Annotated in this window: 17 protein-coding genes and 1 tRNA gene; 7 read left to right on the top strand and 11 right to left on the bottom strand. The window is 49.9% G+C overall.

Features of this window, described 5'->3' with window-relative positions; translation table 11 throughout:
- From AKL11_RS12330 to AKL11_RS12355, 6 genes are all read left to right on the top strand, one after another.
- The coding region (locus AKL11_RS12330) for a hypothetical protein (protein WP_216636801.1) at window positions 1-203 on the top strand (203 nt) is incomplete at its 5' end.
- Window positions 204-366: 163 nt separating this feature from the next.
- Window positions 367-1,638: an aromatic amino acid transport family protein gene (locus AKL11_RS12335; protein ID WP_172807282.1), complete on the top strand. Its 1,272-nt coding sequence runs from the start codon at window positions 367-369 to the stop codon at window positions 1,636-1,638.
- Between the two features lie 192 nt (window positions 1,639-1,830).
- On the top strand, window positions 1,831-3,240 hold the full coding sequence (locus AKL11_RS12340; protein ID WP_067517810.1) for an L-serine ammonia-lyase: 1,410 nt from the start codon (window positions 1,831-1,833) through the stop codon (window positions 3,238-3,240).
- Window positions 3,241-3,888: 648 nt separating this feature from the next.
- Entirely contained in the window at window positions 3,889-4,710 is an 822-nt protein-coding gene (locus AKL11_RS12345; RefSeq protein ID WP_253705205.1) for an IS630 family transposase, read from the top strand.
- 44 nt (window positions 4,711-4,754) lie between these two features.
- Window positions 4,755-5,105: a WDGH domain-containing protein gene (locus AKL11_RS12350; protein WP_067517812.1), complete on the top strand. Its 351-nt coding sequence runs from the start codon at window positions 4,755-4,757 to the stop codon at window positions 5,103-5,105.
- Between the two features lie 11 nt (window positions 5,106-5,116).
- Window positions 5,117-5,323: a hypothetical protein gene (locus tag AKL11_RS12355; RefSeq protein ID WP_067517814.1), complete on the top strand. Its 207-nt coding sequence runs from the start codon at window positions 5,117-5,119 to the stop codon at window positions 5,321-5,323.
- Window positions 5,324-5,679: 356 nt separating this feature from the next.
- Here AKL11_RS12355 and AKL11_RS12360 read toward each other — a convergent pair.
- Both AKL11_RS12360 and AKL11_RS12365 read right to left on the bottom strand, forming a co-directional pair.
- Window positions 5,680-5,748, bottom strand: a tRNA-Val gene (locus AKL11_RS12360).
- Window positions 5,749-6,157: 409 nt separating this feature from the next.
- On the bottom strand, window positions 6,158-6,364 hold the full coding sequence (locus AKL11_RS12365) for a hypothetical protein (RefSeq protein ID WP_067517816.1): 207 nt from the start codon (window positions 6,362-6,364) through the stop codon (window positions 6,158-6,160).
- 104 nt (window positions 6,365-6,468) lie between these two features.
- On the opposite strand from AKL11_RS12365, the gene AKL11_RS12370 reads away from it, so the two are divergent.
- Window positions 6,469-6,951 carry a hypothetical protein gene (locus tag AKL11_RS12370; protein ID WP_067517818.1) on the top strand — a complete coding sequence of 161 codons (483 nt, stop codon included), beginning with the start codon at window positions 6,469-6,471 and terminating at the stop codon, window positions 6,949-6,951.
- Here the strand turns inward: AKL11_RS12370 and AKL11_RS12375 are convergent.
- From AKL11_RS12375 to AKL11_RS12415, 9 genes are all read right to left on the bottom strand, one after another.
- Window positions 6,948-7,958 carry a contractile injection system protein, VgrG/Pvc8 family gene (locus tag AKL11_RS12375; protein ID WP_067517820.1) on the bottom strand — a complete coding sequence of 337 codons (1,011 nt, stop codon included), beginning with the start codon at window positions 7,956-7,958 and terminating at the stop codon, window positions 6,948-6,950. The two genes, AKL11_RS12370 and AKL11_RS12375, sit on opposite strands and share 4 nt — an antisense overlap.
- Window positions 7,959-7,961: 3 nt before the next feature.
- Window positions 7,962-8,171, bottom strand: coding sequence for a tail protein X (locus tag AKL11_RS12380; protein WP_067517822.1), 210 nt, complete (start codon window positions 8,169-8,171; stop codon window positions 7,962-7,964).
- Window positions 8,137-8,568, bottom strand: a complete 432-nt coding sequence (locus tag AKL11_RS12385) for a phage tail protein (RefSeq protein WP_067517824.1) — start codon at window positions 8,566-8,568, stop codon at window positions 8,137-8,139. Before AKL11_RS12385 ends, AKL11_RS12380 begins: the two co-directional genes overlap by 35 nt.
- A gap of 9 nt (window positions 8,569-8,577) precedes the next feature.
- Window positions 8,578-10,311, bottom strand: coding sequence for a phage tail tape measure protein (locus tag AKL11_RS12390; protein WP_067517826.1), 1,734 nt, complete (start codon window positions 10,309-10,311; stop codon window positions 8,578-8,580).
- Between the two features lie 25 nt (window positions 10,312-10,336).
- Complete coding sequence (locus AKL11_RS12395) at window positions 10,337-10,750, bottom strand: phage tail assembly protein (RefSeq protein ID WP_067517828.1); 414 nt, start codon at window positions 10,748-10,750, stop codon at window positions 10,337-10,339.
- Between the two features lie 128 nt (window positions 10,751-10,878).
- Window positions 10,879-11,367: a phage major tail tube protein gene (locus AKL11_RS12400; protein WP_067517830.1), complete on the bottom strand. Its 489-nt coding sequence runs from the start codon at window positions 11,365-11,367 to the stop codon at window positions 10,879-10,881.
- Window positions 11,360-12,859 carry a phage tail sheath subtilisin-like domain-containing protein gene (locus AKL11_RS12405; RefSeq protein ID WP_067517833.1) on the bottom strand — a complete coding sequence of 500 codons (1,500 nt, stop codon included), beginning with the start codon at window positions 12,857-12,859 and terminating at the stop codon, window positions 11,360-11,362. The genes AKL11_RS12400 and AKL11_RS12405 overlap by 8 nt, the downstream gene beginning before the upstream one ends.
- Before the next feature lie 165 nt (window positions 12,860-13,024).
- A complete protein-coding gene (locus AKL11_RS12410) occupies window positions 13,025-13,624 on the bottom strand; it encodes a hypothetical protein (RefSeq protein WP_067517835.1) in 600 nt (199 codons plus the stop codon).
- Complete coding sequence (locus AKL11_RS12415; protein ID WP_067517837.1) at window positions 13,621-14,523, bottom strand: hypothetical protein; 903 nt, start codon at window positions 14,521-14,523, stop codon at window positions 13,621-13,623. The genes AKL11_RS12410 and AKL11_RS12415 overlap by 4 nt, the downstream gene beginning before the upstream one ends.
- Window positions 14,524-14,610 lie beyond the last annotated feature (87 nt).

Consider the following 14,610-nt stretch of genomic DNA (forward strand, 5'->3'; position numbering starts at 1 on the left):
GAAAACGTTACCTTTACGAAAACATGATGACACCTTATGAAAAACTGAAATCTTTGCCTGACTGGACGCAATATTTGAAGAAAGGAACTCCGCCGCATGCATTGGAGTCAAAGGCTGAATCAATGAGTGATAACGAGGCTGCCCAGCAACTGCAGTCTGCCAGAGAATCACTGTTTCAAGGCATCTTTAAGCGAAAGGCCTGAAATCATGGGTTTATACTCTTTTCAGGCTCATTTTGGGATTGGAAAATACTCCCCTTAAATACGGACACCAACTGTTCATCCAACTTGATCCAGATCAAAAAACCAACAGCGTAAATTCTGTACAGTTCGCGCCATCTGATTATCTACTGACCGGGTGACTCCGATGTCGCAAACAATTGCTCAACCAATGGCCGCTGGCAACGTAACTTCCAGCAACTGGACCAAACGTGATACTGAATGGATGTTGACACTGTTCGGCACCGCCATCGGTGCCGGCGTATTGTTCCTACCGATCAATGCAGGTCTTGGTGGTATCTGGCCACTGATCCTGATGACCATCATCATTGGACCAATGACTTTTCTGGCTCACCGTGGTCTGAATCGTCTGTGCCTGTCTTCCAAAAACCCGGACTCCAACATCACTGAAACCGTCACTGAGCATTTTGGCCAGAAAGCCGGTTCTTTGATCACTCTGGGTTACTTTGCCTCCATCTATCCAATTCTGCTGATCTACGGCATCGGTATCACCAATACCGTCAGCTCTCTAATGGTGAATCAGCTGGGCATGGAAACACCAAACCGTGCGATTCTCAGCTTTGTGCTGGTAGCCGCCATGGTCAGCGTCATGATTGCTGGTCAGAAAACCGTTTTGAAAGTGACCAACGCCATCGTTTACCCACTGATTGCGGTCCTGTTCGGTACTTCTCTGTACCTGATTCCAGAGTGGAATACCGCACAGTTTGATGCGCCAGTGACTGCGGCAGGCTTCCTGAAAACCGTATTCCTGACCATTCCTGTTTTGGTCTTTGCTTTCAACCATTCTCCTGCGGTTTCCTCTTTCTCTTCTGCTTATCGTAAAGAGCTGGGTGACGGCGCTGAAGCACAAACCAGTAAAACTCTGAAGCGCACCACCATGATGCTGGTTGGCTTCACTATGTTCTTTGTCTACAGCTGTGTACTGACATTGTCGCCTGCTGAACTGCTGCACGCTAAAGCCGCTAACCTGCCAATTCTGTCTATCTTTGCCGAGCGCACAGATAACCAGATCTTTGCCTGGCTGGCTCAGGTGGTTGCCATTGTAGCGATCTCCTCTTCCTTCTTCGGTCACTACATGGGTACCCGTGAAGGTCTGCAAGGTATGCTGGTTAACCGTGCCAAGGCTCAGGGTAAGAAAGTGAATGAGAAGGCCATCGACAAAGGCATTATTATTTTCATCACGCTTTCTGTCTGGGCGGTTGCCTATGCAAACGTCAGCGTTATGGGCATGATCGAATCTCTGGTCGCTCCAATTCTGGCAATGATCCTGTTTATTCTGCCGGTTTATGCGACCCATAAAGTGCCTTCCATGGCGCAGTATCGCTCCAAGGTAAACATCTTTACCGTAGTAATGGGTTTGATTGCAATCACCGGCTTTATCACTTCCCAGTTAATCTGATTTCCCACCAAAACCTTCGGTAATCCGTGAGCGCCATGAGTGCTCACGGTATTTCAGTTACCGGCAAAGCACGGCAAAATACGCAAAGAATTTTCACTAGCCTTTGTTCTCAATGCACGGGCTAGACTCCCAATCATTTGTAGAATCGTAACGGGCCATTGCTCGTTCATCCTTTCAAGGGCAAGAAGTACTATGCTCAGCATCTTCGATATTTTCAAAACCGGGATTGGTCCCTCCAGTTCGCACACTGTTGGCCCTATGTGGGCAGGTCACCGTTTTCTGAATGAACTTGAAGAGAAAGGCATTCTTTCGAGCATTGCCTCTATACGAGTTGGCCTTTATGGCTCGCTGGCTCTGACCGGTGTTGGTCACGGTACTGATAAAGCCACTCTGCTTGGATTGGCAGGCTACCGTCCAGACACCATCGAGCCAGACGACGCCGACCGTATTTTTGAAACTATTCGCGCTGAGAAAAAACTGAAGCTGGCCGGTAAGTTCGATATTGACTTCGATTACGACTCACACCTGGTATTCCATAACGGAGAAACCCTGCCTGAACACCCAAACGGCATGCGCATCTTTGCTTCGGACAAAAACGGCGTTGTTGTTTATTACAAATCTTACCTGTCTGTGGGCGGTGGCTTTGTGGTCAGTGCCGATGAATTTAATCAGCCAGAAGCCGCCAATGGTTCAGATGAAATATCACCGGTTCCCTACCCTTTCCGTTCCGCCGAAGAGTTGTTAAACCTTTGTCACGATCATGGCTTAACCATCGCTCAACTGGTTGTTGAAAATGAAATTGCTCGTCACGACGGCAACGCCGAACTGGTGAATGAAAAAATCGATAATATCTGGGAAGTGATGCATGCGTGCATCGAACGTGGGCTTCGCATGGAAGGCACACTGCCGGTCAGTGGTCTTAAACGACGCTCTGCAGATATGCATAAAAAGCTCACCGTTAACCCGGAGGCCATGCTAATGGATCATTTCGCCATCATGGATTGGGTGACGTTGTTTGCCATGGCGGTGAATGAAGAAAATGCCTGCGGTGGTCGCGTGGTTACGGCACCAACCAATGGTGCAGCCGGTGTAATTCCTGCGACACTGGCTTACTACACTCGCTTTATTTCCCGCAATAACCAACAAGGGGTCCGTGACTTTATTGCCACGGCTGCCGCTATTGGCGCACTGATCAAAATGAACGCTTCTATTTCGGGTGCTGAAGCCGGTTGTCAGGCTGAAGTGGGTTCTGCATGTTCTATGGCGGCGGCTGCCTTGGCTGCCGTTCAAGGCGCCACCATGGAGCAGGTAGAAAATGCTGCCGAGATTGGCATGGAACACCATTTGGGCATGACCTGTGATCCGATTGCCGGGCTGGTTCAAATTCCGTGTATTGAGCGAAATGGTATGGCGGCTATCAAAGCCATAACCGCATCACGCCTGGCTATGCGTGGCGATGGCGAACACGCAGTATCTCTGGATAGCTGTATTGAAACCATGTATCGAACGGGTTTGGATCTGCAGGCTAAATACCGTGAGACATCTCTGGGTGGACTGGCGATTTATGCCAAGGCCCAACCGATTAAAATGATGGTTTCCTAAATCAATACGCTTCTGGATAGGGTGTTAACGCCCCCTTATCCAGAAGCCGCTTCCATGCAAGCTAAGTTACTGAAAATAAACACCTTTAGAGCTTCAGTCTTCTTTTATTAGAAAGTTGACACTCGCTTGGATAAGCATTCGAATTATCCAACACACTCTGTCTATGCCAGTTGATTTTGACAATTATCAACAACGTCAGCGCAGCACCCTTACAGGCTGAGAAATAGCCAAATGCAATAACTAAACCAAAACTCATTTGAAACATACAGTTCTAAATGAGCAGATAAATTGATCCAAAGCATGAAACGAAAAACGATTCAAGACGTATAATTACAGATCATTTTTTGCCATAACTATTCGATTCATGCTTAAAGTCCTACACGATAAATGGAATCAATCCCCAGAATGCCTCTATCAATCTGGATTATCAGAACCTCACCATAGGACGCGCGAACGCTTTATGGCCCTTTATCAAGTCTGTTGTGAGCAATCCGCTTCACAGGTGGCCTTCAGCACCAAACGCGCAACACACACCTTGTGGAAATGGATCAAAGCTTATAATGAATTCGGCCCAAAAGCTCTCCAGTATAAGCGTACAGGCGGGCACCCCCCTTTTGTCTAACCGTTACCTCAATCATCACTCAAGCCATCCACCGTTCGGCTGAAGCCGCTGCAAATGCTGAAAAGTCGTCACTCCTTCGCTGGACTCTTAAAAGGTTAGTAAACTGGTGCAAGGTGAAATGGAGCTTTACTTGCTCCCGGGAAACTATTCGCCGTGTTTTGAAAAGGAATAATATCTCCTGGAAAAAGGCGAAGAAGCTCCTGAATCGTGCCGATCCTGAAAAAAGAGCAGACTATCTGAAGCAGCTTGAGCCGTTACTTCAGCAGGCAACCAGGCAAGAAAAACTGATCGTTTATATTGACGAAGCGCACATTCATCAGGATACGGATATCGGTAGTGGGTGGTCAGCTAAAGGCGGTAGACTCTTTGTGTCTTCTTGCTCTCCAGGGCTATCCAAAGTCACGTTTTACGGGATTTATTACTACAACGAGGGCCAGGTTAGGATTTGGCCATACCCCAAAGGCAATTCACAACATACTGTGAATGTTCTGGAGCGTATTCGACAGGAGAATCTTGAACGACAAATTACTGTTATTTGGGATGGTGCGTCCTATCATCGGTCATTTGACGTCTGCAAGGCTGCAAAAAATCTAAAAATAGAGCTAGTCTGGCTACCTCCGTACAGTCCTGATTTTATGCCAGTTGAGGCTCTTTGGCGTTGGTTGAGAGAGGAGGTAACTTATCATTATTGTCATAGCACCCAAGATGAACTGGTGAAGAATGTCAAAGCCTTCTGCGTGCAGATTAACCAAAAACCAGTCGAGTTAGCCGACAGACTCCATACCAAGACGTCTCTTGACGAGGAGGAAGAGGTGCTCAGAAAACCGGTTAAGCCAAAACCAAAATAAAACCGATGGTTTCAAGTGAGTTTTGGTTTAGCGAGGCAAGGCTAATGGATAACCTTTTAATTCTCCCCTGCGATGCCAGCCAGGTATCTGATGGATACCATACGTTTGAAGAGCTCTATGAACACCGTCATTTACTTTTTATAAACCTGCTTGCCGCCTACCCATACTCCGCTTTTAAAACTCGCCGAAACCAAGAAAATACAGAATTAATAGGCTGGTTTATTGCAGGTCTTGATCTTTCCTTTGGTCAGCTCACCTACCACCTCCCCGAAAAATACTGGTCAGATTTAGATATCAGAGAAAAAAACAACAATGAAGATTATGATGGCCATAGTTCAGACGATGTATTGAAACGATTAAACAATCTCTATCAAACAGCTACCCATAAAGTTTAAGTAATTATTTAATGACTTCATCCAAGCAACCATTCACCAATGGTGATCAGGTAACAACCGATTTTTTCCCAAAGGAAAAAGACACCCTGAGAAAAGTCGTTCGCTGTTACCGATCCATCGCCACCGAGTCAGGCTGGCTGGTCGATACTGAAGACACAAAAGGAAAAATCTTAAAGTCTCTGGATGCCAACTGGTTCAAATCCACTCCAACCGCTTGAATACCCACCTCCAAAATACATTTCAAACCCACTGAAGCCTTTTAATACAAAGGGCTTCAGACGTTTAACTTGGGACACAATACGGGACATAAAGAAATCTAAAACAGAAATACCCCCACTAATCCCCCATAAAATTTATGGCAGATGAAGATATAACGAGATTTTTTTGCATGAAATTTTTCAGGCGAGATTTTTTTTGCTTGATCTGAAAAAAAAGGAAGAAAAAAGAGTTTTGATGAGAATATGTCATCAACGCAGAAAGGGACACAACAACCCATTATAAGTAGTCATGTCCCCTACATGTCCCAAGCACCCCTTGGGTTAATAACCGCTATCGCCGCGACTACCATAGAATCTGGTAGTCGGTACTGGACTCGAACCAGCGACCCCCACCATGTCAAGATGCCGTTTTAGCCCATGTAACTCTATGATTTAATTGGAAAAACAACCTCAAAAACCTGTATCAAAAGCATCATAAACATCATATATAAATCAATAACTTAGATACTGTATTTTTACACTGTATAAACGACAGGGTTTACTTACATTAAATAAACGTCCATCGACGTTTAAATGGTTGAAATAATCTGTCTAATCTGGTCGGTCACACTTCATCTTTATTCGTAAATGCGGTTTCGGTATATTGCCAGAACGCTCTTGTGTGGCATAATGACGCCGTCACCTGACCACGCTTCAAAACGTGACTAATGGGGACGCCATCCTTTCAGGACGACAGGCATTCTGTGCCGGGTGTCCTTGTGCCATACAAGAGCGTTTTTATTAACGTGAAAGTGCAAGGGGGCTGCTTAGTGGCTTTTTGAAGCGCCTGGCTCCTTATCCCTTTTTATCGAGATACCTTCGTCTTCGTTCTATGTCATAAATGTCCGCTTCCAGAGCGCGGCGCTTAACAGTTAACTGTTGCCGTGTCTGGTGATCCGGTGTGTGTTGTTCGGTGATCATAAGAACCTCCCGAAGTGCGGTTAAATTCCGATAAAGTGCATCCAGAAACTGGTCTTCTGTCTGCGTTTCAATATCGTCCATCGAATGAGTCTCGTATGGGCGAACACACAGGATAGAATAAAAAGGGGTAATCTTGTTGCGTCAGTCAAGAACTGGCACTATGGAATCTTTAACCAGGGGTCTGCATGATGACAAAATCACAGAAGTGGGGTATCGGTATTGCCGTTCTTTTGGTGCTGTCGTTTATCGGCAGCATGCTACCAGAAGACAAAGAGAAGAAAGCAGCAGAGCAACAGGCATCAGTTGCAGAGCAACAGGTGATTGATACACTGACCGAATTGGTGCAGCTGCCAGAGAATGCAAAAGAGAATGGGTTTTCCAGAGAGGCGCAGATTTCAACTCGTTCCATTTATATAACGGATACAGCACCAAAGAACATGGATATTGATCTGGAGTTCTCGCAATACTACGCTCAAGGAACAATCAAAGCCGTCATTGAATCACTGGTTCAAGAAGGCATAAACCCAAAGGATGAAGAGATAAACATCAGCGTCCGTTTAGTAACTAAAGATAAAAGTGTCACAGGTAATGAACAAACCAGGTCATTTGGCCGTGTTCGATACAGATTCATGGCTGATGACCTGGAATGGATCAACGGCGCTGATTAATCCCCAGGCTTCACCGCTTCCAGCGAATAGTTAAAGCCGCCAGTGGTCATGGAGAGTTGTGCCCGATCCACCCGCCACTGGCCATTCACTTCCTTCCGCATTCCGCTGACTTCCAGATTGGTTTCTGTCAGCATCAATGTACCAAACGGCACTGGGCCGGTAAGGCTCAAGGTGGCATCACTGCGTTTGCTGGATTTCAGTTTTGATAATGCCGCGTCTTTTGCCTGTGCCTGATTGGCGTGCATCTTTTCGATGTTCAATACCGGCTCACCGTCGCCCACTGTTTCCGTGAAGTATTTCGAGGTGGTGACGTCGTACCACTTAGCCGCTACCGATCCATACTTGGTGCGGGTGGGTTGGTTCATTCGCCAGGTGCTGACGTTGCCCGGATAACCAAGATACACCGTCGCAATCTTTTTACCGTCGGTGTTCTTGCCACTGTTGCGCGGATTGAATACCAGCACATTGCCCACGATTTTACCGAGAGCGTCGTGATCTTTTGCCAGTCGGGTGATGAAGTTGATATCGGATTCGCCGGTCTGATCCAGCTGATCAAACAGCACTTTTTTAAACTGCTCCGGCACTTTTACCGTCAGCTTGTGTTCACTGCCGATGGTTTCCAGAATGCCGGGCAGATCAATATCCTGCCACGCTCGTGTTTTTTTCTCTTTCAGTGCGCCAGTAAAGTCGGTGCCATTGGCGGTGATGGTGATGATATCGCCACCCACGCCGCCAGACGGTTCCGCTTCATCCACCACCCAACGGCCGGCGGGTAATACGGTGGTTTTTTCGGCGACTCGATAACCCAACGCCACCTGCAGAATCACACCTTTTTTCGGGAGCTCGATACGCTGGCCGGTGATCGGGTCCGGTGTGTCTTCCAGCACCAGTGTCAGCTGGTCGGATTCATAACCGGCGGCGTCGGTGATGTTCAGGCTTTTGAACCGCTTTCTTATTTCGTCGGTGATGCGGTTATCATCAGCGGTAATTTCAAATACAGGAATCATTGATCACCAGAGGGTTACGGTTTCCGGTTCGGGGGCTGGCAGGTTGGGCAGTTTAATAATCAGCCCTGCGGGTAAGATGGCGGGCTGTTCCCGAAGCCAGTAGTTATGGCGGATCACGGCCTGCAATGTCACCGAATCCGTGCGGTGGTAATAGTTCAGACAGATCAAGTCTAAACAGTCACCCTCTCGCGTTAGATATTGCGCTGTTGCCATAGCGGTCACCGTAAAAACTAAGGGATAAACTGAAGCTGATGGTGCGGGCTTTGTTTTGATAATCCAGATTGCCGCTGGTTTCCTGACAACTGTTGATGCACCAGTAACCCAATACCTGCCCCACGTCTTTTACATTGGTGACCAATAGCAGCGGGTTGCCGGTGCCAGCTTCTTTGGCGAGTTCTTCCACAAAGTAGGCTTCACCGATTTCACCGGGGAAGATCATGCCGGATATACTCAGCGTCTGATCACCCAGCCCGGTGAACTGTTTGGCAGGGTTTAACCCCAGCCGCTCCTGACTCGCCCAACGGAAAGACCAGTTTCGGCTTAGGGAATCCACGCTGCCGGTGTCCAGCCCGAAAGCAAAGCGCCCAAGCTGGGCAGTTGGTATTTGCATGGGATTTCCTTAAATGGTCGCTGGCGTCATATCAAACATGGAACCCCGGAACTGCCGCGCCTGTTGTCGGTCACGCTCTTCTATTTTCTGCATCACGATTGAACCAATCTGTTCCGGATCTTGTCCGGGTTGAGTCTGGATCACCATGGAGTTCTGGGATGAGTAGGTGGTGTTATTACCGCCCACCGGTTTGCGCTGTGGCATACCACCAGCAGCTTCAGTGTCGTCACCACCAAAAAGACCACCAATAACAGGAATATTGCCAAAAAAACCATCCCGAAACTCGACAACTTTTTCACTAGCAGTTACCAGCATTTCAATCATGCTGCCCAGTGTTTCAACAATTGGGGAGATGATCGCCCACAGCAATTTAAAACCGGGCGCCATTGTTTTATAAATCAGACCACCTATGCGGAACAGCACACTGAACAACTTCCCTGCTCCACTGGAAAATGCTTCGATTCCATCTTGGTTAGATTTCATCCATGCCCGCAGTTCTTCCATGCGTTCAGTAAGCCATGGAAGAGCTGGCCCCATCACCATCGCAAATACCGCACCGAAGGTTTTCTTTATATCCAGCAATGCATCACCGAATGACTCAGAGTTTCGAATAACTTCATCGGGAATGATATCCGCTTCCCCCATCAACCCTTTCAACGCTTCCGATCCCCCTTTGATAGTGTTCACCATCTTGGCAGCGGAACCGCCCCAGAGTTTAATTGCCAGCTGTTGTTTATCGTTCTGGTTTTTTACGCTCTCCATGGCGTCGGCAATTTTCATAATCTGCTGATCGGGGCTTAACTGGTTGAGCTCGGCGGCGTTCAGGTTCAGTGCTGCCAGCACGTCCACCGCTTCACCACTGCCCAGCATTGCCGCTTCAGATATCTTTTCCGCCTGATCCTGCAGGGCGTCGATCATCTCTTCACCGCCCATGCCGGTTCGATCAGCAGCGTATTGCAATTCCTGCAAGGCTTTGGTGGTGACGCCCAGCTGATCCGCCCGTTTGCCGATCACGTCCAGAGTCTCCGCCATGCGCACCGTGGCAGCAAAGCCAGCCGTAGCCGCAGCACCGGCAGCCAGGCCAACCGCACCAATACCCGTGGCGGCCAATCCCATACCACCGGCAAGGCCAGCACTGCCACCCATGGCCGAAACACCGCGGCCAACCATGGTGCCCTGCCCGTAACCCATGGCACTGCGACCCACACCGCGCAGTTTTTCCATGCGGGCGGTTTTCGCCATGGAGCGGTTAAGGGCTTCCTGATGTTTCTCGGTTTGCTTCGCCTGCCAGCCCAGTCGCTCTTCTTCCCGGGCCAGGTTGCGAATATCCACACCGGCATTTTTTGCAGCCCGTTGGGATTGCTTCAGCTGTTTTTCAAGTTTCTCTTTCACCCGGGCCATGGCCAGCGTATCGCCGTTACCCTGGGCAATGCGCTGATTCAATTTCTTCAGCTGGCTTTCGTACTTCTTTACCTCCCGGGTGCGAGCCAGCTGCTTGTTGATCTTCTCGTAATTTCTGCCGAGATCGGTGCTTTCTTTCTGGGCCTGTTCAAAGCTCTTGCCCAGGGAGCTGTTTACCGTGGCACCGATGCCGATATTCAGGGCGAGTTTCTGAGCCATGAGTCCTTCTCTTGCTTTTTGGGCAATCCGTTCAACCACCAGTTCAGGCGGGAAAGGGGCATGGTGAGGAGTTCCGATTCTGACCAGTGCGTCCAGCTGTTGAGGATCAGCAGTTGTTTGCACAGCACATCGGGATCGGGCAGGTATTTCAGGGTAAAGCCGAAATAGGCGTAACTGCGTCCGGCTTTGATTCGGTAGTATCGCCTTCCGATGTCGCCGGGTCTGAATCCGAAGGCGCGGTTTCCCCCATTACGTATTCCGCCCGAAGCTTGGCGCGGTTGTTGGGGTCAGCTCGGAGGATCAGCAGGCCAATCTGCAGGCGTTCATAATCACAGGCGGCCAGTCGATCGATGTCGGTGGGCGTCAGGCCAGTGAGTTCCACCAGCAGGGTTTGCTCTTTGACGATGTCCCGAAGTTCCATATCGGCCTGATATTTCTGGGAAGCCATCAACGCCTTGCGAATATCCGCCGTGGTGGGTTCGCGCATGTCTACTTCGTGCAAGCGTCCTGCTTCCAGATTGTATTCTCTGGTAAATCGGATGGTTTCCGTGGTGTCGAGCATAAAGGTACCTCGCTCCCTGGGGTGGGGAGCGTAGATCGAATTAAGGTAGGCATTCCCACGCAATACCCAAAGGGCATAAACGCATGGGAACGAGGAGGTTTATCGGGAATGGCTTACAGGCCGAGGGACTATCTCATGCCTTCCCAGATATCCGCTTCACCGTCGGGTTTGAAGATCACCGCTTTGATATCAATCTCCCGTACCAGTTCGTTATTCACAAACTTGCTGTAGGCCGTCACGTGCATCCGCTCAGTGATGGTGCTTTCACCATCGGGGGATTTGGCGGACTCTTCACAGCGGGTGATGCGACCCCACAATTCATAACGAATCGGGACTTCATTACCCTCTTCATCCACTGCCGAGGCGCGGTACTTAATGCCCACGTTGTTGCGGTGAGTGCCTTTGTAGGCATCGGCGTCCGCTGTTTTCAGGGTCCAGGTGGCTTCCATGTTGGAGACTCGACCCATTGGTATTTCCAGCGTACCACCCACGCCGCCGGCGTTATGCTCCTGCATTACTTCTTCAATGGCGGGCGGGGTGAATTCCGTGGCTTTTCCGGCGAAGCCATAACCGTCTTTTGAGAACGTACCCTGACGTTCAAACACTCCGCTAGCCATTGCTGATCACCTCCGTGAGATAGTCAAAGTTCTGAGGGTGCGCCACAAAGTTCAGCGACTCCGCTGGCGGTGGCACCATGTAATCGAAGTTCCAGAAGAACTGCCCCATGGCGATGGAATCATTAGAGTTCAATTCCGCATCCGCCCAGCACAGACCGTTAAGGATGTACTGCCCTGCCCGCAGGCGGTTCAGGAAGTTCTGCACGCCAGATTGCACATCGTCAACATAGGTGGCGGTAATGTTGCGATCCATCGCCCATTGGTGCGCATTGACCAGAGAATCATAAATAACGCCCTTGGCACGACCCCAGTTTTCAAACAGCTTTTTCGGATCTTCCGTCAGGCTGCGGCAACCCCAGAACACATAACCGGCGCCGGTATTCACGACGGTGGAAATGTGGTTTTCGTTGAGGCGGTTGGCGGTTGTGTTGGGATCGTTCAGTTTGAAATCGATATCCAGCACCGGACCCAGTCCACCTAATACCGCCTGATTGGACATCGCGGTGTGCCAGCCGTTGCGGTTGTCGCAACTGGCGCGCAAGCCCAAGGCATAAGCCGAGAAAGGACGATGCACTTCACCACCGGATGCTGTGCGTTCCCGCCACCAGGTGTGCAGCATCATGCCGAACTCAGCACCAAACTTGCGGCGATAGCTAACGGCGTTATCGTAGGTGACGTTGTTCACCGGATCGATATAGCAATACCCGAGCAGCCGTTCGGTGACGCTGATCATTTCATTGGCAGCAGCCTGATTTTGCGAGAAGCCGGGAATACCAATAATGCGCGGTGAGTAGCCGGTTTTGTTCTGGGCTTTCAGCAGCGCCCACAATCCACGACCAGTGGTGCTGGAGCCGATCACATTGGTGAGGGTTTCCTGTTCGTCGCTGCCTTCTGGCTCACGAACGATGGTGCACAAGTGCCCGCCGAAACGACCAATGATTTCCATCACCCAGGGCAACGTACCTTCAGTGCCCAGCTTCTTGATTTTGCCCACTTCACTGGCCGAGATCGCCACCGGAACGCCGATGGGGAAGGGTTCGTCCTGACCACCGGCCAGATAAACACTGGTGACCGGCGGCTTCCAAGTACCGGAATCAGCATCGGTAAGCGTGACTTTGACCAGTGCATTGGCGGAGGCGTTGCCTTCAATGGCGGTTTTCAGCTCGGCGGCGGTGGTGATAATGGCGCTGTCGCTGCCGGTTTCCAGTGATACACGGATCGCCGTTCCGGATACCTTCACGCTCAACGCTTCATCATCGGCGCCGGGGTCTTCGGTGACAATGCGGATATTGTTGCTGGCATTGCCCACCAGCACCGAGGTGAACAACAGCGAATTGAGGCCAGTGGTTAATGTTGCAGTGGCTGCCAGTGCGCCTTCGGCATCCGGCGCTGTGCCGACAATGCCGATGACACTGGAAGCTACCGTGCGGATAGGCCGGGCGCCAGAATCATCTTCAATGATTCGACAGCCGTGCAGGTAGCGGTCGGTCATGGTGTTTTCCTTTTGGGTTGGTTGGGGTTCTGCCGGGGTACAAAATGGCGGCACAAAAAAACCGGCAGAGGCCGGTGGTTTTTTTCGTTGGCCGTTTGCCGTTGTCCGTTGGCCGTGGTGACTGAGGGCTTTTACGGAATACGGTTAACGGATCACGGATTACGACTACAGTTTTACAACGCTGTACGCCTGTTCAATATTCATGGCTTCCATGGCGGCGCGTTTTTCATCGTCGGTTAAGGTGTCGTCGTTGACGATGTCTTCCAGCTGTTTTTCCAGATTGTGGCGGATGCCGGTGATCTGGCCTGTGTGGGCATAGGCATCGGCCTTGGCAATAATGCGGCGGATCAGCTCCGGTTTGTCCACATCGTTGCGGGTGATCAGGATGTTATCGATGTAACTGGTGGGTGGCTCCGGGGTGGTTTGGTCGCTGTCGTTCCAATCCTGCCAGCGCCTTGCTTCGATTTCCTGTTTGTCCCAGCTTAGGATCTCGGTGTTGGGGTATTGGGTGGTTATTGGTTGTAACAGGGCGTCGGCTTGGGTGTTGATGGTTTGGAGTTTTTGGGTTGCAACAGATTCGACCGTAGGTTTATCTATCTCAACTAATACAGGCAACATTCCTGCAATTTGCTGTATCTCTTTACCTTTTGGAATCCCCGTATCAGCTAACAACCAATGATCACCAGGTATTTCTAGAGCACCTTCGGGAACAGGATATCTCCCACCTTCTTGGTAAATAGTATTGTTTGCATAGAAGTATTTCATCGCACCCAAGCCTTCCAATATATAAGCCCCATTACACCATTAGAACTCAATGGAAGCTGATTGTTATTAATCCCCACGTTTCCACCATTTACACAGACAACGTTGACCTTGGTCGGTGGGGATGCATCATTTGCAACTGCAAATTCAAGATAAGTCGCTGGCTTTGGTAAAGTTATATAGCCGTTATTTGCGTTGAAATTTACTTGTCCCCAGCACTCAATACGCCCGTCTTCCCACTCTTTCCAGTATCCAAAAGCATTACTACCTATTACATAGTGTGAATGGTTTGCTGGCGGGAATTTATCTGGCTTTCCTGTAATTGCTGACCAGCTCAAATCAAGATCAAGTGCCGTCCACCATTCAGCAATATATTTATGCAAGGTAAACGGTGTAATCCACCGATGTTTATCATCTCCAATAGACGTTTCCGCTTCAGTGGCGATTTCCCCAACACCTATTTTTTCTGTAGTCGCCAGCGGATTACTAAAATTCGCATCCCCCACCGTCACTGACCCAGGCGGCACATTATCCAGCAACAGATCAAACACAAACGCCGAGTCACCGGAAGCGATCTTGCCCGGCCCATCCATATCCGGCTGCAACCCTTTCGACCAGACTGCAAACAACACAGCACCGGTATAAATAGCCACTTCCTGGGCTTGATAGGTATCGGAGCTCTGATCCGTCACCGCAATATGCACATACAACGGTGCGGGGTTATCGCCACCACCGGCGGGCAGTCGTTTCAGTTCGCTTTGCAATGCCGTGGCGGTGCGGTCTGGCGACCAGTTGCCGGTGCCGTAACCCACCTCCGTTACGGTCAGTTGTACGCCGGTGGCATCGGCATTGATCGCCGCCTGTCGTCCGGCATCGGTGATTATAAAATTCAGTGTGCTCATAGGTTCTCGTTTTCCGTTATCCGTTTCCCGTTATCCGTAAAAGCCCGAGCCCGCAACCACGGCAAACGGCCAACGGATCACGGACAA

The organism is Endozoicomonas ascidiicola, assembly GCF_001646945.1.
GTDB lineage: Bacteria > Pseudomonadota > Gammaproteobacteria > Pseudomonadales > Endozoicomonadaceae > Endozoicomonas > Endozoicomonas ascidiicola.